Below are 26,056 nucleotides of genomic sequence, written 5' to 3' on the forward strand. Positions count from 1 at the left end.
AAATTAATAATTAAGATGAATACTACCGAAAAGAGTTATTAACATAACTTTAGCAAAATATAGAACTCAGTTCCCAGAGATTTTAATAGATAATTTTTTGACAAACAATTAATTTTAAAAGCCCTTAAATGTCATTAATCCTTATATAACGAATGGAGATACGTTCACACTACCACGAACAACTGGTCTGATCTCTACAAATCTGTATATAAAAACAACAAGAAAATTCCGTATCGCTTAGGCGATATTGCTGCTTCAATACCGGTCCGCAAGAATTAGAACCTATACCGCTCATTTTATAATCCACGCAAAGAATCGTTGAAGTACATTCCTGTAAATTATAACAATGCGTTTTTTGCGTCATTTCCTCTTGAGTATAAGGTGAAAGATTAAAACTAAACGGTGCATCTGCGGTAATCATTAAATCTTCTAATGAAACAAAATGCGTACCATAATGGCTTCCATTTTCTTGTGGCTTGATATATGGCATTTTGTAATTTGATACCTCCACAACATAATTGCCAAGCCGAGCGAGATGATGTTTATCAATATAACTTTCTTGTTCACCATAGCCGAAATACTGCGCTTGGGTGCAGTCTTTAGGCAAGAAAAACCGTAAGCCGAAGCGTGGTAAATAAGGTAAATTAGCGGGGCGTTTTGCATTTATTTTAATGCTCAATTTTCCCTCTTTTGAAAGTAAATAACATACGGAAAGCTGCAAAATTCGCATTTTTGCTACGGCAACAATGCCGATTTCAGCATCAATTTGTACCTGCTCTCCCAAAGGTTTCCAGCTTACCTGATATGCTCGGCTGAATACGTTGTCATAACCCGCGTTTTGCCAAAATTCCCGAATCAAGCGATCGTTATCCGTTGGCGCACGCCATATATTGAAATCCAACGGCTGTTGAATTATTGCCTGTCCATTTTTATGAATTTCAGTAAAAATGCCTTTGCTTTTATCTAAAACAAATTTAAATCGGTTGTTTGTTAAATATAAATGCGTGTTCGTCTCTTCTATTTCAAAGGCTGAAAGTGCGGTCAGATTTATCGATGTTTTTTGCGGACGAACGAGATCTTGCCCGTAAATAATCAGTTGATCAAAACCCAAAGAATGATCTTTTGGTAGCAGTTCACTTGGTTTTCGGTTGACATAATGTAAATCCAACGTCAAAAATCTTCCCCGATAAGAGGGAATGGTAAGAGGTAAAAACACAGTATTTTTCGGCGGACAAGAAATCTCAAGTTCACCTTCTTCAAAGATTTCACCATTCTCGATAAAGGCGTATCGAATATGGAGATTATCTTTAAGATCCGTGAAATCCCAATAGTTTTTTATTTTTACCTGATGATTAATAAATTCCGCCCGTACGGGGCGATTCACATTTTTTAATTCCAGCAAATTACTATGAGGTATGCGATCTTGTGATACCAAACCATCCATACAGAAATTGCCATCATTCGGCGTGTCACCGAAATCCCCACCATAACCCACTTTACCAGATCCATCCGGTAAATAAGGGGCGTGATCACACCATTCCCATACAAACCCGCCGCAGGATTTTTCATTACGTTCAAAGGCTTGCCAATAGTCTTCCGCATCGCCATTAGAATTTCCCATTGCGTGAGAATATTCGCACAATACATAGGGTTTAATTGCGGGGCTTTGATTGTAGCTATCCAAGGATTGTGTCGGCGCATACATCTCACTGTAAAAATCAAGATTGCTCAGGTTATTTTGATGGTTTTGGTGTTGATAAATCGCACTTTCATAATGCACCAAACGACTTGTATCACGTTGTTTAATCCAAGCGGCGGCAGCTTCAAAATTTTCTCCGTAACCACTTTCATTACCAAGCGACCAAATGACGATGGAAGTTCGATTTTTATCGCGTTCCACATTCGCAAAAGTGCGGTCTAAAATTGCCGATTTATAATTCGGCGAGCGTGCAAAATAACAGAAGTTATCAATTGTTTGTCGACGAATTTCTTCATCTTGGTTGATGCGCTTTTCATTTAAGAAAATACTCTGTTCCGGCAAGGCGACATATTGCATTGCCGCACCGTGGCTTTCAATATCGCTTTCCGAGATAAGATAGAAACCGTATAAATCGCATAATTCACTAAACCAAGGCGCATTAGGATAATGAGCGGTACGAATGGCATTGATATTATGTTGTTTCATCAATTTCAGATCGATCAATGCTTGCTCGGGCGAAATCGCATAGCCTGTTTTGGGATCACTATCGTGCCGATTTACCCCTTTAAATTTTATCCCTTGACCGTTAATTTTTAAGACGGCATTTTCCACATAAATTTTTCGAAAACCGATTTTTTGTTCAATTACTTCATTGTCGGTTTGCAATGTTAAGCTATAAAGTTGTGGGTTTTCCGCATTCCATAAAACCGGATTCGGCAAATCAAGTGAAAAATCAACCGCACTTTTCCGAGTTATTTCATTACCTTGGGGATCATAAAGCACGAATTCTATCGCTTGTTTTTCACCTAAGAATTGGGTTTCAACATTTAATGTTGCTTGGGTGAAATCACGGTTTAATTCGGTTTTAATAAAGAAATCTTGTAAATAATTACTCTCACGTTCCAGCAAATAGACATCACGGAAAATACCCGACATTCGGAATTTATCTTGATCTTCCAAATAACTGCCGTCACACCATTTCAATACCACCACATCAAGCTGATTTTTACCGGCACGGAGATTCTCGCTAATATCAAATTCATTCGTGCTGTGGCTGATTTGCCCATAACCGACAAATTGTTGATTAACATAAACAAATAAACAGCTATCTACCCCTTCAAAGTTTAGTAAATAACGTTTGCCTGATTTTGGGGTGAAATCAAATTGATGTCGATAATGCCCGCAAGGGTTTTCTTTTGGCACAAAAGGGGGATCAAAGGGGAAAGGATAATTGATATTGGTATAGTGATGATGATCAAAGCCGTGATTTTGCCAATTGGCGGGTACCGGAATTTGCGTTTCTAGCGGACGGGTTAAAAACGCTTCGGGTAAATCCTGCACACTATTGTAATAGCTAAAATCCCAGTTTTTCCCCGAAAGTGCGGTAAAAAATCGGGACGTTTCCCGTGCAAGCTGATCAGGTTTTTGATCAATTGCAAAGGGTACAAAATAAGCGTGATGGGGCTGGCGATTGACCTGTAAAATCTCAGGATTCTCAAAATATGACGGTAAAATCATCGTTGTTTCTCCTCTGCAATTTCTTAACGTGAACGTAAATTACTTTTATGTAACCGATAACGTTCATCAATAGGCATTTTTCCGGTTAACGTGAACATAGAAATGATGGTAAATATTATGGCGATACAACCAAGAATAAAATAAGTGTGCTGAAAACCATATAAATCATAACCTGCGCCAACAATTGGTGAAACAATCATATTAACCGTAAAGCAAGCCATCGAACAACTAATATCTCACCGTCCGAACGCCATTATTATTGCGCGCAATGGATTAAAAACGATAAAAATTCCTAAAAAGTTACATCAATTTCCCATTGCTCTGGCAAATTGTGTAACGGATGATTTACCGCTTGCCAGCTACATTCCCGATGATTTCCAAGGACAATATAAAATTGGAAAATTATTAGCGGAAAAAGGATATAAAAAGCCACTATTTCTTCATATTCCACGCAATTATATTGCGACAAAAGCACGTAAAGAAGGGTTTGAACACGCATTTCTTGCTCAAGACTTAGAGGATAAAATAAAAATTGACTACTATTTTATGCAGGAAGATGGGGAAAATTATTTTGAAGGTGCTAAACCACTAATGGAAATACTGCAACATAAAAAAAAGTTAGACTATGATGTCATTGTTTGTGGAAATGACCGAATCGCTTTTGTGGCGTATCAATTACTATTAAGACATGGATATCGTATCCCCGAAGATATTGCCGTAACGGGATACGATAATACAATAGGGATCGCACATTTGTTTATTCCCCCACTCACAACTGTCGAATTACCACACTATGCAATGGGCGAACAAGCCGCTTTACATTTAATTGAGGGACGTAAAGATGTAGATTGTCATAAATTACCCTGTCCATTAATTATGGGAGATTCTTGCTAAATAAAAATAGGTTGTATGAAATTTAACAATAATATATAAAGCCGAAACACCAAGTATGGTGTTTCTTTTATAGAATAAAACAAGACTAATATAGAATAAGATAGCAGTGTTCGGCTGAATATCTAACAAATTAAACGCAGTTCGGGCGGTAACTTCGGCAATAAAGAATTCAAGTAGCTTTAGTCGCTTACATTCACTTAATTTACAATGGGTTATATTCATTTTTGTAATATAACATTTTTTACTAATCAACTAAATCCCCTAAAATAAATCTAGAATCAGTAAAACTTGCAGATAGCATCACTTATCCCCCCTCACAAACCATTGACATACAGAAAACGCTTTGCAATATCTTATAATCGCAAAAAATAGCTACATTCCTCATTGAATTAAAATACAAAAATAGCAATAACTGACTTAGAACAGTAATACTTTGTACCTTTATTTAGCTAAATAGGCAGTCAATTTTGTGACATATCTCAAATTTTGAACAAAAAATATACAAATCTAATTGACAACAAACCACATAATAATAATGATTTTCATTATTCAAACAACAATTGTTACTAACCAAAAACCTTAAAGAGGTGTATATGAAAGAATTAGCACTAAAAGACTTAGTCTATGTGTCCGGTGGTAGTTGGTGTGAAGAATGTAATGGTCCTGATCCTAGCAAACAAAATAAATCTGATTACAAATATGAGAACCCTGTCAATTTTGGTCCTATTGGCGGTCCGGGAACAACGGTAGGGTCATTAATTGGAGGTAGATTAGGATGGGCTGGTTCCGTTGCAGGGAGTGCTGCCGAATATGTTTTATACGATTCTATTGATTATAACAAAGTAGGAAATAATTATGTAGGATATGTTACGTCTGAGTTAAAAAATGGTAATATCCCGGCGGACTAATTATGAAAATATCAATTTGGCTTTTAAATACATTTAGCCTTCTTATTGCTCTAAGACTTTTATCCTTTATAAGAGATACATTAACTTTCACTGTTCATCCATTAATAGATGTTATTTTTTCTTTACTTGTTATTAGTTTATCAGTGAAGTTTATACCTATATTTATTTTATTTTGTTTTTCAAAGCTAAAAGCTATGCGTGAAAAAAGATAAATATAACAGGGGATTAATATTAGGCGCTGTATTAAATCTACACCCAAAATTCTAACTCATGGGTGCAGATTTTTTGTCTATAATCATCCTTATTTAGTAAGTTGAAAATTTTTTGTGACAAACATCACAAAAATGAAAATAAATTATTTCATATTTTTACCGGTATAGTAAACAGTCGTAAATTGATATTTATTGTAAGGATGGGAGTTGACGGAAATTAAATATATAATGCGAGCAATTGAAATAGTAGCTTTATTTTTATCTATTATCTTATCAAACAAATATGGTCCATTAATTGCTTTTTTGGGCCGCTTACCATTAGGCATTTTATGGAATCTAATAAGAAAATACGGAGAACAAAATGAAAGAGGTAAATAATCATGAAGTTCAAAATATAAGTGTTTTTTCAGTAGTATCATCAAAACTATTGACTTGGTTGTATGGTAGAGGACTAATTGATAAAGTAATTAATATAACAAATTAGTTATATATTTAAATTTTTAAAGGGTAAAAATGGAAATTATATTAAAATATATTAAGATCATCATAAAACAATTATTTTTTATTTCGTCATATACACCATATCGTATATATTATCATCTATTTTCAATATCCATGTTGCTTATTTCTATATTGCATTAGTATTATTAGACTATTTTTTGGAAAGAAATAATTTTTTTTCAAAATTCAAGAAAAAAAATGAAAGAACTTAAAACTAATGACTTATCTTTAGTTGTTGGCGGTAATCCCATACTTAAAACAGGTATAACAGTGGCGGACTACATTGCAACTCGTGAGGTTATAGCCCATTTATGATTAGAATTAGAGAACATATTGTAAATTGGCAGTTAGCTTATATTGGGATATTAAATTTGAGTTAACTTATGTTATTTAATGACACCACTATTTATTCTCATAACAATAGAGAAGTAAAAAGGAGGATAAAATCAGTAATAGTAAACGAATGTTAAAAACTACCATTGGCGTTATAGCATTTATCATTGCCTTTATGTTGAAGGATTTTGCAAGACCTTTCAGTATGTTTGCTATATTCAGCATTATGGTATTTTTATGGCATTGTATTGATAAATATAGAGGGGAAGATTAGAAAGAATTAATTTCTCAAGAAATCCCAAATTCTCTTTATGGATGAAGCGACCAGCCATTTAGATGAAGAAAACGAGAAAAAGACCAATCAAGCTATCGCTCAATTAGCGATAACCAGAGTGATTGTCGCTCACAGAAAATCAACTATTGATAGTGCCGATAGGTGTGTGAATTTATAAGCCAAGTACTCAACAATTAGCCTCCCTACAAAAAGTGCGGTCAAATTCAACCGCACTTTTTTAGATACACTAAGCCTCCATTGACATACAAAGCAAGGTTAGCGGATGGATACAGGTTACGTTAGATGACATATCAATTTGCCATTTACAGGTTTGGCATTCGGAAATCACGAAATCAAACCCACCGTCGTTAATATGATCGAACAAATGCTTACCAATGGATTGGGAAACATCATAATTTTCCGCTTTGAAACCGTAAGTACCGGCAATGCCGCAACATTGAGACGGCAGCATAATGATTTCCAAATTCGGAATTTGTTTTAGCACTTCAAGGGTATAAGGCGCCCAACCGGCTTTCTCCACGTGGCAAGCGGTATGATAGGCTACACGTAATTTCAAAGGTTTGAGCGGTAAGGTTTTGCCTTCTTTAAATAATTGATACAAGAACGGCGTTACCATATGAATATGCGGACGCACTTTTGCATTATTAATGCCTAAAATATGATGATATTCATCACGTAAATTCAAAGTGCAGCTCGAGGCTTCGCTAATTACCTCCAAGCCGTTTTCATCCACCATTTTGCCGATGTAATCCGTGTTGAACTGTGCAATGCTACGTGCACGTTTAGGAAAGCCGTTTACGCTTAAGGGTAGACCGCAGCATTTTTCTTTTTCCAACAACATTACGCCGATGTTCATCGCATTAAATACTTTCAAAAAGGCTTTGCCCAGTTGCGGATTATTATAGTTTACGTAACAGCCGTGAAAATATGCCACTTTACGTTCAAATTTTTTCTGCTCGTCCAACGCATTTTTCATATACCAGCTACGAAATGTGCCGAAGGAATATTTCGGTAACGTTCGTTGTTTACTAATATTAAGCGTTTTTTCTAACACAAACTTTGTGGCACTCAATCCTGTAATCGTATTTACAATCGGCGCAAGCGGTGTGTTGAGTTTGCCCATCATATCCGTATTGCTCAAAATGGCATCACGCAATTTGTGCATTAACGGTTTTTTCTGTTGCGCCAAATGATTGTTGCGCGCACGCACGATCAGATCGCCGATTTTTACATCGGACGGGCAAGCCACTTCGCAACGTTTACAGTTAGTGCAATATTTCAGCGCTTCGTCATAAAGCTCGGCAGATTTTAAACGTAAACGTTCACCGTCCGGCCCGGATTGTTTTGGGCCCGGATAAAGCGGATTATTACGTGAAACGGGACAGACGGCAGTGCACGCCGTACATTTAATGCAACTTTCAAAACTTTCATCGATATATTGATGACTTGCCGGTGAATTGAGAGATTGTTTTGCACTATCGATTAATTGCTGAATATTCATAGCCGTATCTCCCTTTACTTCGTCAAAATTTCATCCGCAACGGAAAGTGCCGTGACCACCGCTACTCCGGAACCGCAACCGAGTTCTAATGCATTAAAACCGCCAATCACATTGCCGATAGCATATAAATTCGTTAAAAATCGACCGCACTTTTGCACTTGGCAATAGCGGTTAATCGCCACACCGGCGGATTGATAAGGCTGAGGGTTAGAAAAACGGGAATCCGTCCAGCTAAGACGATCTTTATCGTTGAAACCCTCCACGCCGATAATATCGGCTTCAAACACCGGTTCATAAATTTTATCAAATTCAGCCACTAAGCCTTTACTGAAGAAACTGCCTGATGCCAACACGAAATTGTCGGCAGTGATTTCTTCATTTTCGTGTAAACGTGTCATAATACCTCGTACACGATCCCCTTCAAAACGGGCTTCTAATGCGCTGTCGCCGTTCATCATTAAGCCGCCTAGCGATTCAAATTGACGGCGCAATTGAATACGTTGGCGCATACCAAGTAATGAGGGCGGCAAAGTCGGTAATTCAAAAAGGGCAAGTTTGGTCGCGCTACGAAGTGCGGTCATAAATTCCTGATTTTCCAAGCCGAAACAGGCCGGTAAGAATACCGCTTCCGCACCTTGAGCAGATTCCACAATTTCTTTTACTAAATCGTCAAAGGCGAGTTTGTGCTCTAAAAGTTGAGCGATATTTACACTACGAAACTCGCGTGCATTTTGACGAAGTTCGTCTAATTGCGGAATATTCAAAAAACCGCCGTTCACTTCACAATGCGTAAATTGCGGATTAAGCACAAGGTTTGCCGCTAATAACTGCGGTTGGAAATCGTGATAGCCTTCAATACCAAGAACCGCAATACGTTTATGTGGAAAGGCATTATTTCCTTGCACCATCGGCACGCTATTAGGCGAAAGCCACGAACCGCGTAAACCGCCTAAGCCGGTTACACGCAAGTGGTTTTTTTCACAAGAACCGATTAAATCTAAATTAAGTGATTCCGCCAATACTTGGAATGCCCCTGCTTTCTCAAGCACTTTTTCTGCGCCCAATAAACTATAAGGATGTGCCGGCAATATGTTGCAAAGTGCGGTGAGATTTTCTTTTAAATTTTCGACCGCACTTCCTGAAGGCATACGGCTTAATAAATCAAGAGAACCGGAGGCAAAATCAATTGCAGCCTGACCGTTATTGATAATCACGCAGCGTTTGCCACGTTGTTGAAGGGCGATGCCACAGGTTAACCCCGCCAATCCGCCACCGATAATGACTACATCAAAATTCATTGCTATCCGTCCCTTGTTGCACTTGTTTTTCGAGTGGTTTTACATCATTTAAGCCTAATACGCTACCATACATCCAAGAGGTAAATTCGGCTTCACGAATCGCTTCGCCCCAAGCAATCGGCTCAATACCACGCCAGCGTTCTTCCATAAAGGAGGAAAGTTGAAGGGTGGATTGTCGAGCTGTCGCCACTTCAAAACGATTCATTAAACCGGCGGCCCGACAAGCACAAAGTTCCGCTTGGCAGGTTCCCATTCCCACACGGGTGCGGCGGCGTAAATCCACTAGATTGTTTACGTCTAACTCATCTACGGCATAGCGAATTTCTCCCGCCGTTACCGCTTCGCATTCACACACCATAGAACGATCTAAACGTGTTTTATCAAGCAAACGGGTGGCTCGTGAGCCGTGACGATACACAGCAGAATAACGAATGGTACTTGGCAATGAAATCACTTTTTGGTTGGTTTCTTGACGACTTTCATTTGAACCGGGCAATGATTGCTCAGCCGTTACACAACGGGCGGTTTTATTGAGTTTCTTACAAATGAGATCTGTCGCCCATTCCGCCATTAAACGATAAGTCATCAGCTTACCGCCGGTGATGGTAATAAAGCCGTCTAATCCATCGCGTTCCGTGTGATCCAGCAATACAATACCACGGCTCACATTACGTCCGGACGGATCATCATCGCTGGCAACCAACGGACGAACACCTGCATAAGCACGTAACACGCGGGTATGACGCAAACTCGGGGCGAGTTTCTCGCCCTCACGGAAAAGAATATCCACTTCTTCCGGTGTAACTGACATATTATCGATTTGATCGTAAGGAATACGGCTAGAGGTTGTTCCGATAACAGAGATGGTATCGCCCGGCACGAGGATATCCGCATCAGCCGGTTTACGGCAGCGATTAATCACCATTCTATTAATTCGATGTCCCATTACAAGCAATGCACCTTTTGCCGGGAACATTTTGATTTTAAGATCAGCATATTCGGCGATACCTTGTCCCCAAATTCCCCCTGCATTTACCACAAGGGGGGCGAAAAACTGACGTTCCGCTTTATTTTTATGATCATAAACTTTCACGCCAATAACTTTTCCACCTTCACAAATCAAATTTTTGACTTCGCAATAAGTAAACATTTTTGCGCCGTTTTCCGTGGCATCAAGCATATTAGAGGCGGTTAAACGGAAGGGATCGATAGAGCCGTCCGGCACAACCACTGCACCGACAAGGTTAGGATTGACGGACGGTTCCATTATTTTGGCTAAATCAGGCTCAATTGCCACCGCTTCAATACCGGATTTGGCACAGCTTTCAAGAAAGGTTTTTTGGTAATCCATGGAATCTTCGGGAAGCGTAATAAATAAACCTTCCGTTTCATCCACACAGTGGCGCGCAATATTCCGCAAAATACGGTTTTCTTTAATACATTCTTGCGCGGATTCTTGGTCGTTCACCGCATAACGCGCGCCGCTATGTAATAAACCGTGGTTGCGCCCTGTCGCTCCGGTTGCGATATCACGGCGTTCTAATAAAATGCAATCAATACCACGTAGGGCACAATCGCGCGCAATACCCGCACCGGTAGCACCACCGCCAATAATAATCACATCCGTTGATAAGGGAGAAAGATCTCCGACATTTCGATATAAATTAGGCGATAATCCCATGTTTACCCCCAACTCCCACAATATATAAAAGAAAATACAAAATCAGATTGATTGTAGAGAATAATGCTTAAATTAACAACATTTTGAGCGAAAAAGAAAATGATTTTGTGAAACGGATCACAGAATTTTCAAATTCACTCAAATTAATATCGAAATTTTGTGAATTAGTTCACATTTTTGAATAATCCTTCTTTCTTATTTTTTATTTTCTTTTATTATCCCCCGCTAAGCTCCTTTCTTTCTGACCGATGTAAAGGAGAGACTATGAGTAAAAATGTTGGAGAAAAATTATGTTCGGACCATTTAAACCCGCCCCGCACATTGCGGAACTTCCGGCGGAAAAAATTGATTCCACCTATAAGCGCCTACGTTGGCAAGTATTCGCCGGAATCTTCTTCGGCTATGCCGCTTATTATTTTGTGCGGGCAAACTTTGACTTAGCACAGAAAGGGTTAATCGAGGCAGGAATGTATAACAAGGCGGAATTAGGTCTTGTGGGTACGGCTGCCGGTTTGGCTTACGGTTTGTCAAAATTCTTTATGGCGATGCTTTCAGATCGTTCTAACCCGAAAGTATTCTTACCATTCGGTTTGTTGCTCTCTGGTTTATGTATGACGATGATGGGGTTATTCCCTTGGGCGACATCCGGTATCGTAATAATGTGGATTATGATCTTCTTAAACGGTTGGTTCCAAGGTATGGGTTGGCCTCCGTGTGGTCGCACTATGGTTCACTGGTGGTCTAAATCCGAACGCGGAACGATTGTTTCTATTTGGAATACCGCTCACAACCTTGGTGGTATGGTACCAGGTGCAATGGTGCTGTTAGCCGGCGCAATTTACTTCAGCACACATGGCGTGGAAGCTACCGCCAAAGATGTATGGCAACAAGCACTATACTATCCGGGTATTGCAGCGATGATCATCGCAATTCCGATTTACCTTGTAATGAAAGATACGCCACAATCTTGCGGTTTACCACCGGTTGAAAAATGGCGCAACGATTATCCTGATGACTATAACGAAAAAACCTATGAGCATGAACTTTCTACTAAAGAAATTTTTATGACTTACGTGTTAAAAAACAAATTGTTATGGTACATCGCCATTGCTAACGTATTCGTTTACTTAATCCGCTACGGCGTGCTGAAGTGGTCGCCGGTTTATTTGGGCGAAGTAAAACACTTCAATATTAAAGGAACGGCTTGGGCATATACCATTTATGAATTAGCGGCAATTCCGGGAACATTATTATGCGGTTGGGTATCCGACCACGTATTCAAAGGTAAACGAGGCTTAACCGGTTTCATCTTTATGATTTTAACAACCCTTGCTGTTGTTGCGTTATGGAAAAATCCGGCAACACCTGAGGCTGAAATTGCAAACTATTCGGCCTGGTATCAAAACCCATATCAATTAACGGACTTTATCTTAATGACCACAATCGGTTTCTTAATCTATGGTCCGGTGATGTTGATTGGTCTGCACGCGCTTGAACTCGCACCGAAAAAAGCGGCGGGTACGGCTGCCGGTTTCACCGGTTTATTCGGCTACTTAGGCGGAACGGTGTCAGCTTCTGCGGTTGTCGGTTGGGCAGCTGAATATTACGGCTGGGACGGCGGTTTCTACGTGATGATCGCAGGCGGTATCTTAGCGGTGTTATTACTTCTTAACGTAATGATTGAAGAAGGTAAACACAAAGCAAAATTAGGTGATACCTACGGCACGAAATAATTAACTTATGAAAAGGCGACAAGTTAGCTTGCTCGCCTTTTTTGTCATCTAAATTTAATAAAGGCATGGTAGGATTTACTCCGCCTTGCAAATTACTCTAAAAATTAACCGCACTTTCAAGGAGAATAGTGATGAAACTCAAAACATTAGCCCTTTCTTTATTCACAGCAGGTGTATTAGCCGGCTGTAGTAACCAATCTTCAATGGTAGCAACCGATATGAAATCAGAGAAAATTATCATTGCTCATCGTGGTGCAAGCGGCTATTTACCGGAGCATACGCTTGAATCCAAAGCACTTGCCTTCGCACAACAAGCCGATTATTTAGAGCAAGACCTAGCAATGACGAAAGACGGACGCTTAGTGGTCATTCACGATCATTTCCTAGACGGCTTAACCGATGTGGCAAAAAAATTCCCAAATCGTCATCGTAAAGACGGTCGTTATTATGTGATTGATTTCACCTTAAAAGAAATTCAAAGTTTAAATATGACCGAGAACTTTGAAACCAAAGACGGTAAACAAACCGCCGTATATCCGAACCGTTTTCCGCTTTGGAAATCACACTTCAAAATTCACACATTTGAAGATGAAATCGAATTTATTCAGGGCTTAGAAAAATCTACCGGTAAAAAAGTCGGCATCTACCCTGAAATTAAAGCCCCTTGGTTTCATCATCAAAATGGCAAAGATATTGCGCTTGAAACTCTTAAAGTGTTGAAAAAATACGGTTACGATAAGAAAACCGATAGCGTCTATTTACAAACTTTCGACTTTAACGAACTCAAACGTATTAAAACCGAGCTTCTCCCTAAAATGGGTATGGATTTAAAACTTGTTCAACTTGTCGCTTACACCGATTGGCATGAAACAGAAGAAAAAGATGCGAAAGGCAAATGGGTAAACTACGATTATGATTGGATGTTTAAACCGGGCGCGATGGCAGAAGTGGTGAAATACGCTGACGGCGTAGGCCCCGGCTGGTATATGTTAATCGATAAGGAAAAATCCAAAGCGGGTAACATTGAATACACCCCTTTAGTAAAAGAATTGGCACAATATAATGTGGAATTACATCCGTACACTGTGCGTAAAGATGCACTACCGGAATTTTTCAGCGATGTAAATCAAATGTATGATGCTTTATTGAATAAATCCGGCGCAACCGGTGTATTCACAGACTTCCCAGATACCGGTGTGGAATTTTTAAAAGGCAAAAAGTAATTCTCTAATGTAAAAACACAGAACCCAATTTTTATCAAATTGGGTTCTTTTTCTATCAAAAGTGCGGTTAATTTTTACGTTGTTTTTTCATCGTAGAAATTGGTACTATGCTTGTTATCCTCACATCACAGCCGCATAAACCGCTGCTGCCAATAATGAGCCGATCACAGGGCCTACAACAGGAACCCAACCATAACCCCAATCCGCTTTGGTATTTAATTTACGGCTTAAGAAAATTCCTAACGTTAAGCGCGGGCCTAAATCCCGAGCAGGATTAATGGCATAACCTGTCGTACCGCCTAAACTTAAACCGATTGCCCAAACAAGAATTGCGACGGGTAATGCGCCGATAGAGCCTAAGCCAATAGGTGTGGTTTCATTTGAACCCGGGAAAGTAATATTTGCACCGGCAAGATAGAAAATAACGAAAACAAGTACAAAAGTACCGATAATTTCACTGATAAGGTTACTTGAATAATTACGAATCGCCGGTTCAGTACAAAAACAAGCACGTTTTGCCCCTTCATTTTCGGTGGCAAGGAAATGATCACGATACATCACGTAAACTAAAAACGCCCCCGTCATACCACCTACAATTTGTGCTATAACATAACCCGGAACGGATAGCCAATCAAAAGCACCTTTTGCCGCAAGCCCTAATGTTACTGCCGGATTCAAATGCGCACCGCTATAAGGCCCTGTTACAACAACCGCCACATACACGGCAAACGCCCAAGCGGTAGTAATAACAATCCAACCGGAACTTTGTCCTTTCGTTTTATCAAGACAAACGTTAGCAACCACACCGTTTCCTAAAAGAATCAACAGTGCGGTGCCGAAAAACTCTGCGAAATAAGCATTCATAAGAGAACCTCCATACAATGAGTATTTGAAAACGGTTTTATACTGGCAATTATGTTCGTTATTCAAAAATATGAAATACTCAATACGAGCTCAGCCATTATCTTCCAAAAACCCTACACTTCAAGTAGGTATTACAACTAAATTTCAGAAATGAGAAGCAGATCACATAATTTAGCGAAAAAGAAAAAAATTCCGTGACACCCATCACAAAACCGCAAAATAGGTATTTTCATTTGAGTTAATTTTTATTAGGTTGGGCGCGCAATTTGTTCGTTTTAAGTTCAAAATATTCGTTTACAACTAAAAAGCGTACCGCTAAGGAAGGAGTGTTTCTATGACCGGCAAAAAATACATCATTGCTTTAGACCAAGGCACAACCAGTTCAAGAGCAGTATTACTCGATCATAACGCAAATGTGGTCGAAATCGCTCAACGCGAATTTACCCAAATTTACCCTCAAGCAGGCTGGGTGGAGCATAATCCGATGGAAATTTGGGCGACTCAAAGTTCTACATTAAATGAAGTGGTGGCAAAAGCCGGCATTACATCAGATGAGATTGCAGCAATCGGGATCACCAACCAACGCGAAACAACGATTGTTTGGGAAAAAGCCACCGGTACACCGGTTTACAACGCGATTGTTTGGCAATGTCGCCGTACCGCTAATATCACAGATAAGCTCAAAGCCGATGGTTATGAAGATTACATTCGCCACACCACAGGGCTTGTGGTGGATCCGTATTTCTCCGGCACAAAAGTGAAATGGATTTTAGATAACGTAGAAGGTGCGCGTGAAAAAGCGGAGCGCGGCGAACTCTTATTCGGTACGGTGGATACTTGGCTTGTGTGGAAATTAACTCAGGGCCGTGTGCATGTTACCGATTACACCAATGCTTCACGCACAATGTTATTCAACATTCACACGAAACAATGGGACGACAAGATGCTTGAAATCTTGAATATTCCACGTTCAATGTTGCCGGAAGTTCGTAATTCTTCCGAAATTTACGGACAAACCAACATCGGTGGTAAAGGTGGTGTGCGAATTCCTGTTGCGGGTATCGCAGGCGACCAACAAGCAGCACTTTACGGTCATTTATGTGTACATGCAGGGCAAGCGAAAAACACTTACGGTACGGGCTGCTTTATGTTACTTCATACCGGTGATAAAGCCATTACTTCAAAAAACGGCTTACTCACCACTATTGCCTGTAACGCCAAAGGCGAGCCTGAATACGCCTTAGAAGGCTCAGTATTTATCGCCGGAGCTTCCATTCAATGGCTGCGTGATGAGCTCAAAATCGTTCACGATAGTTTCGACTCCGAATACTTCGCCCAAAAAGTACCTGATAGCAATGGCGTGTACGTTGTTCCTGCTTTCACCGGCTTAGGTGCGCCATATTGGGATCCTTACGCTCGTGGTGCAATCTTCGGTTTATCTCGCGGAGCTAATCGTAACCATATCGTACGTGCGACTCTTGAATCCATTGCCTATCAAACCCGCGACGTATTAGAGGCAATGCAATCGGACTCTGGTGAACGCTTACAATATCTTCGTGTAGATGGCGGGGCAACAAACAACAACTTCTTAATGCAGTTCCAAGCGGATATTTTAGATGTGAATGTGGAACGTCCTGTCGTGAAAGAAGTGACCGCACTGGGAGCTGCTTATCTTGCGGGTCTCGCAACCGGATTTTGGAAAGATTTGGATGAACTCCGCGATAAAGCACGTGTAGAACGCACTTTTACGCCGGATGATGACAACGAAAAACGCGAACGCCGTTACAAAGGTTGGAAAAAAGCAGTAAAACGCTCCTTAGAGTGGGCGAAGGAAGAGGAAGAATAAATAAGGCTTATTAATTCCTAAATATAAGTAAAAGTGCGGTGAATTTTCACTGCACTTTTTATTTACACACTACTAATTTTGTTTTTGTGCTTTGTAAATATTGGTTAATTGAAGGAGGAACATCATCCGTAAACAGATATTCCACATCCTTTAGTTCTCCCAAGCGCACAATCGCTTGCCGCGTAAACTTTGAATGATCGGCAACCAATAAGGTTTGGCGCGAACTTTCAATAATCGCACGTTTAACTTGTACTTCATGGAAATCATAATCAAGTAAAGAACCATCGGGATCAATAGCACTAATCCCTAAAATCCCAAAATCCAAGCGGAACTGAGAAATAAAATTCACGGTGGCTTCGCCGATAATCCCGCCGTCCATACGTAATGATCCGCCGGCCATAGTGATATCAAAACTTTTATTTTGACGCAATAAATGGGCGGCATTGAGATTATTCGTTACAATGCGTAAATATTCATGATTAAGTAACGCATTTGCCACCGCTTCCGGTGTCGTACCTATGTCGATAAATAACGATGCACCATTTGGAATGAGCTTTACGACTTCTTGTGCAATACGATTTTTTTGAGAAGAAAAGAATTGTTTGCGATCGACATAATCGGAATTTTCTACTGAGGAAGGCGAAGCGGCACCACCATGGTGACGGCGGATTAAATCAAGTTCGGCGAGAATATTTAAATCTCGGCGAATCGTTTGAGGACTTACTTCAAGTTGGCTAACTAAATCGTCCGTACTTAAATAACCATATTGGCTCACCAACTCAATAATTTTTTGATGACGAATAGATTGTTTCATATTTTGTTCCTTAAGATTTGGTGCGTTACGGCAAGCCTAACGCCCCCTACGCATCTACATATCTAATTGTTTGTAACCGACAAGAAAAGAACAGTTAAAACCCGGTATTATGGCGTTGTTACAACAATGTAGGTGCTGTTAGGCGAAGCCGTAACGCACCGTTAAAACCTTACTCTACCCGATTGAAATAAATTTTACTATCGACAAATCCCCAAATTAATCCCACCAATAAGCCTGAGATATGAGCGGCATTACCGATATAAATATCAAACAAAGGGCTAATAAATCCAAATGCCAAGCCGACTAATAACATTGTGAAAAAACCTTTCGGTAAATCAAAAAGATTGGCGTTAAGCTTATCCATCACGAAAACATAACTCAACACGGCATACACCACACCGGATAAACCGAAAAAATCAGGGCCGGAAAAATAATTCTGCACAACTCCGCTAATCACTGCAGAGACAAAAAACAATAAGAGTAATTTAAAACCGCCAAAATAGCGTTCAATCACACCGCCAAACAACCAAAACCACGATAAGTTTGCAATAATGTGAATGTTCGATAAATGTACTAACGAATGTGTTATATAACGCCATAACTCTCCGTCTTGGTTGGGATAAATAGGATAATGGAAGGCTTCCATAATGTCTTCTTCAAATCCCAGCTGTTGCAGGATATATACAACAATACAAATCGCAGTGATGAGGTGTAACGGCGTGAGATAACGGGATAAATTCAGATTCTGCATAAAATAAACTTCTCTAAACAAATTCTTAATGATAACGGTGCAACTTATTGCAAATCTTTCAGCGTATTAAAATTCACAAACGTCCCCTCATTGGGGGCAAATTTCACTGCGACACCGCCGTTTTCTTGCATAAAGCGTAATAAACGGCGTTCTCCAGAGGCAAGATAATCACGGAGTTTGTCTTTTAATGAAGCGGACATTAAACAAAAAGTCGGATGTTCACGTTCTTCATTGCACGCATAAGCAATCAAAGTGCGGTCATTTTCGACCGCACTTTTCAATTTTACGAGGAGATTTCCCGGAAAGAAAGGGCTATCACAAGGCGTAAACAATACGAAATCGGTGTTTGCTTTTTCCAGAGTTGTCAGCATTCCGCTTAACGGGCCTTGGAAATCCGGTAATTCATCAGCAAAAACGGGAAAACCAAATTTCTCGTATTCTGAGTGATTGCGATTGGCATTGATCGAAATTTCTTGAATTTGCGATTGTAAATTTTCAATCATATGCAAAATTAAAGGTTTTTCATACAAAAGTTGTAAACCTTTGTCACGCCCCCCCATTCGACGCGCTTTTCCTCCGGCTAAAATAACCGCACTTATTGTGATCGCCATATTTTATTCCATTTTTATTTCCAGTATTATGTACCAATCGCACAAAGAGATTTTATATCCAATATTTGTTATGGTAGGGTGCGTTAGCTTTGCGTAACGCACCCTACCGTGTTTTGTTCAACGGCTACATCATAATACCGCTCACTTCAAGTATGATTTAGCCTTATTTTTCTACATAGGAAAGGAAATAGCAATGAAATGTAAGCGTTTAAATGAAGTTTTGGAACTTTTACAACCTTATTGGTCTAAGTCGCCTGACTTAAGTCTAATGCAAATTTTGCAAAAAATCGCTGATGAATCGGGTTTTAACAAACCGCTCAACGAGTTAACCGATGAGGTCATTATTTATCAGTTAAAAATGGACGGTACGGATAAACACGAACCGATTCCGGGCATCAAAAAAGATTATGAAGACGATTTTAAAACGGCGATCTTAAAAGCGCGCGGTATCATAAAATAAGGAGATCAAATGAAAAAATTTTTATTCGCATTAGGTGCATTCATTTCCATCAATGTGTTCGCCACAGATTTAAAAGAAGGTAAACAATACGTTCAAATCAGTCAGCAAGCTTCCCCGCAACAAGAAGTAATCGAATTTTTCTCTTTCTATTGTCCGCATTGCTATACTTTTGAGATGGAATATAAAATTCCACAACAGGTAAAAGAAAATTTACCTAAAGACGTTGCCTTTAAACAATATCATGTGAATTTCTTAGGTCGTCAATCGGAAAATTTAACCCGTGCTTGGGCATTAGCCATGGCATTGGGGGCAGAAAGTAAAGTAAAAGCGCCATTATTTGAAGCGGCACAAAAAGATCGTTTAGCCTCTATGGAGGATATTCGTGCGATTTTCCTAGATAACGGCATTAGTGCAGAACAATTCGACGGTGGCATTAACAGCTTCGCCGTCAATGGCTTAGTGAATAAACAAGTAAATGCAGTGGATCAGTTCGGTGTACGCGGCGTACCGGATTTTTATGTAAACGGTAAATTCCGTGTGAATCCGGAAGGATTGAATTATGATGATTTTGTCAAAGATTATGTGGAAACCGTAAAAGGTTTATTGCAAAAATAATGAAAAATTGGTTTAATGCCCGCCGTTTTTAGTAAATGAAAAAAGAGAGATGATCATGGCTGCAAGTTTCAGTGTTACCCGTCGTTTTTTTGACGATAAAAACTATCCGCGCGGATTTTCACGTCACGGTGATTACACCATTAAAGAATCGCAAGTGCTTGAACAATACGGTCAAGCCTTTAAAGCGTTAGATTTAGGCGAACGTGAACCTGCGACAAAAGAGGAAAAAGAGTTTGTTGCGTTCTGTCGCGGTGAGCGGACACCGGAAACTTTCTTTGAAAAAACATGGAATAAATACCGCACCAAAATCAATACCACCAAGCGCGTCTATACTTTATCAAGTGATGTGAGCGATGCAGCCTCCGGCGGTGAAGATTATTCCGGCGAATAAGAAAATAAGCAAGGCAGGCAAAGGTCTGCCTTTTGTTTTAATACGTAATTCCAAATTATTCACGCCTTACAGAATACAATCAAGATGCAACTACCCGTTTCCCAATACACTGAACTTCTTCAAAAAAAACAGGAAAAACTGACCGCACTTTTACAACCGTTTAATGCGCCTGAAATTCAAGTTTTCGATTCGCCGACATCTCATTATCGTATGCGTGCGGAATTTCGTATCTGGCATGATAAAGACGATTTCTATCACATTATGTTCGATCAAACTACGCATCAACGCTATCGTGTGGATACGTTTCCGATTGCAAGCCAACTCATTAATCGAATGATGGAAGCCTTGCTCCCTCTGCTCAAAAAACAGGAAATCCTACACAAGAGATTGTTCCAAATCGATTACCTCAGCACATTAAGCAATAAAATCATTGTTAGTTTGCTCTATCACAAATCCCTTTCGGAAGAATGGCAAAAAGCGGCACAAACCTTGAAAACACAGCTAATCGAACAAGGCTTTGAAGTGCAGATTATCGGGCGGGCAAGCAAGCAAAAAATTTGTTTGGATCAGGATTATATCGATGAAATTTTACCTGTTTTGGGGCGTAATTATGTGTATCGACAAGTAGAAAACAGTTTCACCCAGCCGAATGCGGTGGTGAACTGCAAAATGCTGGAATGGGCGATTAATTGCACTCGAAATAGTACGGGCGATTTGTTGGAACTCTACTGCGGCAACGGTAATTTTTCTATCGCATTGGCGCAAAATTTCCGCAAAGTTTTAGCTACTGAAATTGCCAAACCTTCCGTGGCGGCAGCGCAATTTAACATTGCTGAAAATGCTGTGGAAAATTTACAAATTATCCGAATGTCGGCGGAAGAGTTTACCCAAGCCATAAACGGCGTGCGTGAATTTAATCGTTTGAAAGGCATTGATTTAAGTGCTTACCAATGCAACACGATTTTTGTCGATCCGCCACGTGCGGGTCTTGATCCCGACACGGTGAAATTGGTGCAAAATTATGAGCGTATTTTATATATTTCCTGCAATCCTCATACATTGTGCGATAACTTAACGGAACTCTCTAAAACCCACCGCATTGAAAAAGCGGCGTTATTTGACCAATTCCCTTACACTGATCATATGGAAAGCGGCGTATGGCTGGTTCGCAAGTAAAAATTCAACTGATTTCTGAATCCACGGAAAAAACGTTGCAGGAATTGACCGCACTTTGCCTTCCTCTTGGCATTGAACATTACCACGAAAGCCCGCTTGCTTTAGTGCAAACTAACGAACGTTTAGAACTACGTAAACTTGATGAACCCAAACTTGGTGCGGTATATGTAGATTTTGTCGGCGGAGCGATGGCTCATCGTCGAAAATTCGGCGGTGGCAGGGGGGAAGCGGTGGCAAAAGCCGTCGGCATTAAAGGCAATGAATTACCCACCGTGATTGATGCCACCGCAGGGCTTGGGCGTGATGCATTCGTACTGGCAAGCCTCGGTTGCCAAGTTCGTTTGGTGGAACGACACCCCATTGTACATTTATTATTACAAGACGGCTTGAAACGTGCCTATCAAGATGAAGAAATCGGTACAATGTTACAGCGGAATTTGCGTTTGTTGAAGGTTCGTCATATTAATGAACTCAATCCTAAAACGGATTGTGCGGATGTGGTATATCTTGATCCGATGTATCCACATAGGCAAAAATCCGCTTTGGTGAAAAAAGAAATGCGTGTATTCCAGCATTTGATCGGTGCGGATCTAGATGCAAATGCATTACTTGCTCCGGCACAACAATTAGCCAGAAAACGGGTTGTAGTGAAACGCCCTGACTACGCAGAATTTCTCTGTGAAAAACAACCGCACTTTAGCCGCGAAACAAAAAATCACCGTTTTGATATTTATATGGGAGAAGCTCGATGTTAAAAGAAAGTGCGGTCGTAATCGGTTATGAAAAAGGTATGGCGCGCGTAAAATGCCAATCACAAAGTGCTTGCGGCCAATGTGCGGCAAAAAATAGTTGCGGTACATCCGGTCTTTCCGAACTCAATGGCAAACGCGGCGAACATATCTTCAATATAGAAACGCTAATGCCGTTACGGGAAGGACAAATAGTGGAAATCGGTTTGGAAGAAAAATCGGTGCTGTTTTCCGCTTTATTAATGTATATCGTTCCACTGTTCACTTTACTTTTCTCAACTTTGCTTTCCGATTACATCAGTGAAAATGAAATCATTCGTGCCGGATTAATTTTCCTTGTTACCGCGCTCTCTTTCTTCGTGGTTAAAAATTATACGAGAAAGTTAGGACAACAAACGGAATTTCAACCTGTTTTGTTGAGAGTGTTGTCTTAAATGTTCGGTATTATGGTAGGGTGGGCAACATTTTGCCTACCCTACACGACTTTTATTATTTTTAGGGTCATTGTGATGAAAACTTCCATTCCTCTATTTGGTATTACCGGTTACAGCGGTAGCGGTAAAACCACATTATTAGAAAAACTGATCCCCGAACTTATTTCACGGGGAATTCGTGTTTCGGTGATAAAGCACAGCCACCACAATACACAAATAGATAAAGAAGGCAAAGACAGTTGGAGAATGAAAGATGCCGGTTCGGCACAAGTGATTTTAGCCTGTGATAATCGTTGGGCTATGATGACAGAAACCACAACATCCGTATCACTTGAGTACTTGGCGCAGCAGTTTGATCACCGATTAACCGATTTGGTATTAGTGGAAGGTTTTAAGCAAGAACCGATTCCCAAAATACTTTTACATCGCCAAGAAATGAATAAATCATTACCGAACATTGATGAAAACGTTCTGGCTATAGCCGCCGATTATTCCCTTGAAACCGACCGCACTTTGTTAAATATTAACCACATTCCTCAGATTGCCGATTTTATTGAACATTGGTACAGACAAAAAACCAACGGTAATTATTCATAGGGAATTAAATCTTAGATCAATTTGTTATAATCAAGACGATTTTTTTATTTAAGAAAAAGCGGATTTGCTTATATCTTAATGGCATTTTAGTTGAGTAAACTTAATCCAACATTCATTATCACTGATAGGATTAATCGGTTATTATGTAGTACTTGCACAAAACATTGTAGGGTGCCGTTAGGCGAAGCCGTAACGCACCGCTTCATCATTAAATCTTGTTGTTGGTGCGTTACGGCTTCGCCTAACGACACCCTACCCCAAGAAATTATTGGAGATAAAATTCTCTTTGTGCAACTGCTACATAATATCGGATTAATCCTGTCTTATGCAATTCAAGGAGCGAGAATGAAATTAAAAGCAACCCTAACCCTTGCCGCGGCATCATTATTTTTAGCCGCTTGCGACCAATCCGGTTCTGCCGATAAAAACACGCAAACCACCAATAATGCAAAGCAATCAAATAAAACCTTCGTTTACTGTACGGCAAAAGCGCCGTTAGGTTTCAGCCCGGCACTCGTGATGGAAGGCACTTCTTACAATGCGAGTTCACAACAGGTATATAACCGTTTAGTGGAATTTAAAAAAGGTTCTACCGATATTGAGCCTGCGTTGGCAGAGAGTTGGGAAATCAGTGATGACGGTTTAACTTATACTTTCCATTTACGCAAAGGGGTGAAATTCCATACCACCAAAGAATTTACACCAAGCCGTGATTTTAATGCAGATGATGTGTTGTTCTCATTCCAACGTCAGCTAGATCCGAATCATCCGTATCACAACGTTTCAAAAGGGACTTATCCGTACTTCAAGGCAATGAAATTCCCTAGTTTATTGAAATCCGTAGAAAAAGTGGATGACAACACCATCCGTATTACCTTAACCAAAAAAGATGCCACTTTCTTGGCAAGCCTTGGTATGGACTTTATTTCCATTTATTCCGCAGAATATGCCGATGCCATGTTAAAAGCAGGTAAGCCAGAAACCATTGACAATCGCCCGGTGGGAACAGGTCCGTTTATTTTTGTAGATTATAAAACCGACCAAGCGGCGCAATATGTGGCGAATGAAAATTACTGGAAAGGTCGTACTCCTCTCGATCGCTTAGTGATTAGCATTGTACCTGACGCCACCACACGCTATGCCAAACTACAATCCGGTTCTTGTGATTTAATCCTGTTCCCGAACGTGGCGGATCTCGCCAAAATGAAAACCGATCCGAAAGTCCAATTATTGGAGCAAAAGGGTTTGAATGTGGCATATATCGCATTTAATACGGAAAAAGCCCCATTTGATAATGTGAAAGTACGCCAAGCATTGAATTATGCGGTAGATAAAAAAGCTATCATTGAAGCGGTTTACCAAGGCGCGGGAACGGCAGCGAAAAACCCATTACCACCAACAATCTGGAGCTATAATGATGAAGTTCAAGATTACCCGTACGATCCGGAAAAAGCGAAACAGCTTTTAGCGGAAGCAGGTTACCCGAACGGCTTTGAAACGGATTTTTGGATTCAACCGATAGTGCGTGCATCTAATCCGAATCCAAAACGCATGGCAGAGCTTGTGATGGCAGACTGGGCGAAAGTGGGCGTAAAAGCGAATCCCGTTACCTACGAATGGGCAGATTACCAAAAACGAGCAAAAGCCGGTGAATTGACCGCAGGAATTTTCGGTTGGTCAGGAGATAACGGTGATCCTGATAATTTCCTATCACCATTATTGGCAAGTGTTAATGCAGGGAACTCAAATTTCGCCCGTTTCAAAAACCCGGAATTTGATGCTTTGTTAGAAAAAGCATTAAGCTTAACCGACAAAGAAGAACGCGCAACACTTTATAAACAAGCGCAAGTCATCGCTCACGAGCAAGCTCCATGGATTCCGGTGGCTCACTCCGTTGGCTTTGCACCGCTTAGCCCGAGAGTGAAAGGCTATGTTCAAAGCCCATTCGGTTATGATGCCTTTTATGGTGTGAGCGTTGATGAAAAATAATAAATTTCTGCAAAGTAGTATATACATATAATCGATATGAAATCGGTAATATCAAAAATGATATATCACAAGTCTCATTGACGAACCCCTTTGAAGGTTTGTGTAGGGTGGGCAAATTTTTGCCCACCGTTTCCAACCGCTACATTTTGGTGGGCAACAGTTGCCCACCCTACATATCTTAACGTACAATTCGATTATCACCCCTGTAAATCGGTGCGTTACGTCTTCGCCTAACAGCACCTTACCGATGATTTGTGCAACTGCTACATAATCATGATTTTTCCCTATTTTTAAGGAGGAAAAATGGATCTTCACAATATCCGAGAAGAATACCGTAAACGGGCACTCTCACAACATGATTGCAATGAAAACCCTATTTCACAATTTGAATTATGGATGAATGAAGCCATTACAGGTCAAGTTAATGAGCCCACTGCAATGAACTTGGCGACAGTAAATCAAGATGGAAAACCAAGTAGCCGAATGGTGTTATTAAAAGAAGTGAATAAACAAGGTTTTGTATTTTTTACGAATTATCACAGCCACAAAGGGCGAAATATTGAACATAATCCTTATGTCGCCCTCACTTTCTTTTGGGCGGAATTAGAACGCCAAGTACGCATTGAAGGCAAAGCAATAAAAATACCTGCCGAACAATCCGATGAATATTTTGCAACCCGCCCTTACACCAGTCGTATCGGAGCTTGGGCAAGCGAACAAAGTGCGGTTATTTCCGGCTATAAATCTTTACTGGCGAAAGCCGCACTGATTGCCGCCAAACACCCTATCAGCGTACCACGTCCCGAGCACTGGGGAGGTTATTTAGTCGAGCCGGATTGCATTGAATTTTGGCAAGGCCGCCCAAGCCGTTTACACGATCGTATTCGTTATCGTTTGGAAAATAATGATTGGATTCGTGAACGCCTTTCACCTTGATATAGTAAATTAAATTTTAAAATATTG

General features: G+C 40.2%; 25 protein-coding genes and 1 pseudogene. 16 read left to right on the plus strand and 10 right to left on the minus strand.

From position 1 onward, the window contains the following. Positions 1-169 precede the first annotated feature (169 nt). Entirely contained in the window at positions 170-3,217 is a 3,048-nt protein-coding gene (locus HEMROJRC1_RS04315; RefSeq protein WP_226691786.1) for a glycoside hydrolase family 2 TIM barrel-domain containing protein, read from the minus strand. Between the two features lie 23 nt (positions 3,218-3,240). Further along, positions 3,241-3,417, minus strand: a complete 177-nt coding sequence (locus tag HEMROJRC1_RS04320) for an MFS transporter (RefSeq protein ID WP_255618267.1) — start codon at positions 3,415-3,417, stop codon at positions 3,241-3,243. Between the two features lie 19 nt (positions 3,418-3,436). Here HEMROJRC1_RS04320 and HEMROJRC1_RS04325 point away from each other — a divergent pair, with 19 nt between their 5' ends. Next, positions 3,437-4,111, plus strand: a complete 675-nt coding sequence (locus HEMROJRC1_RS04325) for a substrate-binding domain-containing protein (RefSeq protein WP_226692927.1) — start codon at positions 3,437-3,439, stop codon at positions 4,109-4,111. 90 nt (positions 4,112-4,201) lie between these two features. Here the strand turns inward: HEMROJRC1_RS04325 and HEMROJRC1_RS04330 are convergent. Then, positions 4,202-4,333 (minus strand): annotated as a pseudogene (locus HEMROJRC1_RS04330) (IS1595 family transposase); the annotation flags it as partial. A 371-nt stretch (positions 4,334-4,704) separates the two neighbouring features. Here HEMROJRC1_RS04330 and HEMROJRC1_RS04335 point away from each other — a divergent pair. The 3 genes from HEMROJRC1_RS04335 (at position 4,705) to HEMROJRC1_RS04345 (ending at position 6,517) form a co-directional block, all read left to right on the plus strand. Continuing rightward, entirely contained in the window at positions 4,705-5,019 is a 315-nt protein-coding gene (locus tag HEMROJRC1_RS04335) for a hypothetical protein (RefSeq protein ID WP_226691788.1), read from the plus strand. Positions 5,020-5,438: 419 nt separating this feature from the next. Then, positions 5,439-5,609 (plus strand): hypothetical protein, encoded by a 171-nt coding sequence (locus HEMROJRC1_RS04340; protein ID WP_226691789.1) that lies wholly within the window; start codon positions 5,439-5,441, stop codon positions 5,607-5,609. Positions 5,610-6,376: 767 nt separating this feature from the next. After that, entirely contained in the window at positions 6,377-6,517 is a 141-nt protein-coding gene (locus HEMROJRC1_RS04345) for a secretion ATPase (protein WP_226691790.1), read from the plus strand. A gap of 69 nt (positions 6,518-6,586) precedes the next feature. Here HEMROJRC1_RS04345 and glpC read toward each other — a convergent pair whose 3' ends face one another. From glpC to glpA, 3 genes are read right to left on the minus strand one after another with little or no spacing between them, the layout of a single operon-like run. Further along, positions 6,587-7,861, minus strand: a complete 1,275-nt coding sequence (gene glpC / locus HEMROJRC1_RS04350) for an anaerobic glycerol-3-phosphate dehydrogenase subunit GlpC (RefSeq protein ID WP_226691791.1) — start codon at positions 7,859-7,861, stop codon at positions 6,587-6,589. Positions 7,862-7,875: 14 nt separating this feature from the next. Continuing rightward, on the minus strand, positions 7,876-9,159 hold the full coding sequence (gene glpB, locus HEMROJRC1_RS04355; protein WP_226691792.1) for a glycerol-3-phosphate dehydrogenase subunit GlpB: 1,284 nt from the start codon (positions 9,157-9,159) through the stop codon (positions 7,876-7,878). Then, positions 9,149-10,840: an anaerobic glycerol-3-phosphate dehydrogenase subunit A gene (glpA, locus tag HEMROJRC1_RS04360; protein WP_226691793.1), complete on the minus strand. Its 1,692-nt coding sequence runs from the start codon at positions 10,838-10,840 to the stop codon at positions 9,149-9,151. The genes glpB and glpA overlap by 11 nt, the downstream gene beginning before the upstream one ends. 290 nt (positions 10,841-11,130) lie before the next feature. Between glpA and glpT the strand changes: the two genes are divergently transcribed. Together glpT and glpQ are read left to right on the plus strand one after the other, a co-directional pair. Then, positions 11,131-12,573 (plus strand): glycerol-3-phosphate transporter, encoded by a 1,443-nt coding sequence (glpT, locus tag HEMROJRC1_RS04365; RefSeq protein WP_226691794.1) that lies wholly within the window; start codon positions 11,131-11,133, stop codon positions 12,571-12,573. Positions 12,574-12,704: 131 nt separating this feature from the next. Next, positions 12,705-13,796, plus strand: coding sequence for a glycerophosphodiester phosphodiesterase (glpQ, locus tag HEMROJRC1_RS04370; RefSeq protein WP_226691795.1), 1,092 nt, complete (start codon positions 12,705-12,707; stop codon positions 13,794-13,796). A gap of 120 nt (positions 13,797-13,916) precedes the next feature. On the opposite strand, the gene HEMROJRC1_RS04375 is transcribed toward glpQ, so the two are convergent. Then, a complete protein-coding gene (locus HEMROJRC1_RS04375) occupies positions 13,917-14,660 on the minus strand; it encodes an MIP/aquaporin family protein (protein WP_226691796.1) in 744 nt (247 codons plus the stop codon). 334 nt (positions 14,661-14,994) lie between these two features. On the opposite strand from HEMROJRC1_RS04375, the gene glpK reads away from it, so the two are divergent. Further along, a complete protein-coding gene (glpK, locus tag HEMROJRC1_RS04380; RefSeq protein WP_226691797.1) occupies positions 14,995-16,506 on the plus strand; it encodes a glycerol kinase GlpK in 1,512 nt (503 codons plus the stop codon). Positions 16,507-16,564: 58 nt separating this feature from the next. Here glpK and HEMROJRC1_RS04385 read toward each other — a convergent pair whose 3' ends face one another. From HEMROJRC1_RS04385 to mobA, 3 genes are all read right to left on the minus strand, one after another. Next, positions 16,565-17,320, minus strand: coding sequence for a DeoR/GlpR family transcriptional regulator (locus HEMROJRC1_RS04385; protein ID WP_226691798.1), 756 nt, complete (start codon positions 17,318-17,320; stop codon positions 16,565-16,567). Between the two features lie 169 nt (positions 17,321-17,489). Further along, a complete protein-coding gene (locus HEMROJRC1_RS04390; protein WP_226691799.1) occupies positions 17,490-18,071 on the minus strand; it encodes a rhomboid family intramembrane serine protease in 582 nt (193 codons plus the stop codon). A 44-nt stretch (positions 18,072-18,115) separates the two neighbouring features. Continuing rightward, positions 18,116-18,682 (minus strand): molybdenum cofactor guanylyltransferase MobA, encoded by a 567-nt coding sequence (mobA, locus tag HEMROJRC1_RS04395; protein WP_226691800.1) that lies wholly within the window; start codon positions 18,680-18,682, stop codon positions 18,116-18,118. A 193-nt stretch (positions 18,683-18,875) separates the two neighbouring features. On the opposite strand from mobA, the gene HEMROJRC1_RS04400 reads away from it, so the two are divergent. The 9 genes from HEMROJRC1_RS04400 to pdxH all read left to right on the plus strand — a co-directional run bounded on the left by HEMROJRC1_RS04400 (position 18,876) and on the right by pdxH (position 26,029). After that, the gene (locus HEMROJRC1_RS04400; protein WP_194811203.1) at positions 18,876-19,142 is read left to right on the plus strand and encodes a YihD family protein; all 267 of its coding nucleotides are present in this window, start codon (positions 18,876-18,878) and stop codon (positions 19,140-19,142) included. A 9-nt stretch (positions 19,143-19,151) separates the two neighbouring features. Further along, positions 19,152-19,757 carry a DsbA family protein gene (locus HEMROJRC1_RS04405; protein ID WP_226691801.1) on the plus strand — a complete coding sequence of 202 codons (606 nt, stop codon included), beginning with the start codon at positions 19,152-19,154 and terminating at the stop codon, positions 19,755-19,757. Between the two features lie 55 nt (positions 19,758-19,812). Beyond that, a complete protein-coding gene (locus tag HEMROJRC1_RS04410) occupies positions 19,813-20,148 on the plus strand; it encodes a DUF413 domain-containing protein (RefSeq protein ID WP_226691802.1) in 336 nt (111 codons plus the stop codon). Between the two features lie 84 nt (positions 20,149-20,232). Further along, positions 20,233-21,324: a tRNA (uridine(54)-C5)-methyltransferase TrmA gene (gene trmA / locus HEMROJRC1_RS04415; protein WP_226691803.1), complete on the plus strand. Its 1,092-nt coding sequence runs from the start codon at positions 20,233-20,235 to the stop codon at positions 21,322-21,324. After that, positions 21,306-22,079 (plus strand): class I SAM-dependent methyltransferase, encoded by a 774-nt coding sequence (locus HEMROJRC1_RS04420; protein ID WP_226691804.1) that lies wholly within the window; start codon positions 21,306-21,308, stop codon positions 22,077-22,079. Before trmA ends, HEMROJRC1_RS04420 begins: the two co-directional genes overlap by 19 nt. After that, the gene (locus tag HEMROJRC1_RS04425; RefSeq protein ID WP_226691805.1) at positions 22,073-22,507 is read left to right on the plus strand and encodes a SoxR reducing system RseC family protein; all 435 of its coding nucleotides are present in this window, start codon (positions 22,073-22,075) and stop codon (positions 22,505-22,507) included. The genes HEMROJRC1_RS04420 and HEMROJRC1_RS04425 overlap by 7 nt, the downstream gene beginning before the upstream one ends. Before the next feature lie 75 nt (positions 22,508-22,582). After that, the gene (gene mobB, locus HEMROJRC1_RS04430) at positions 22,583-23,104 is read left to right on the plus strand and encodes a molybdopterin-guanine dinucleotide biosynthesis protein B (protein WP_226691806.1); all 522 of its coding nucleotides are present in this window, start codon (positions 22,583-22,585) and stop codon (positions 23,102-23,104) included. A gap of 345 nt (positions 23,105-23,449) precedes the next feature. After that, positions 23,450-25,093, plus strand: coding sequence for an ABC transporter substrate-binding protein (locus HEMROJRC1_RS04435; RefSeq protein ID WP_226691807.1), 1,644 nt, complete (start codon positions 23,450-23,452; stop codon positions 25,091-25,093). A gap of 303 nt (positions 25,094-25,396) precedes the next feature. Continuing rightward, positions 25,397-26,029, plus strand: a complete 633-nt coding sequence (pdxH, locus tag HEMROJRC1_RS04440; RefSeq protein ID WP_226691808.1) for a pyridoxamine 5'-phosphate oxidase — start codon at positions 25,397-25,399, stop codon at positions 26,027-26,029. Positions 26,030-26,056 lie beyond the last annotated feature (27 nt).

The sequence above is a fragment of the Rodentibacter sp. JRC1 genome, from assembly GCF_020521555.1.
GTDB lineage: Bacteria > Pseudomonadota > Gammaproteobacteria > Enterobacterales > Pasteurellaceae > Rodentibacter > Rodentibacter abscessus.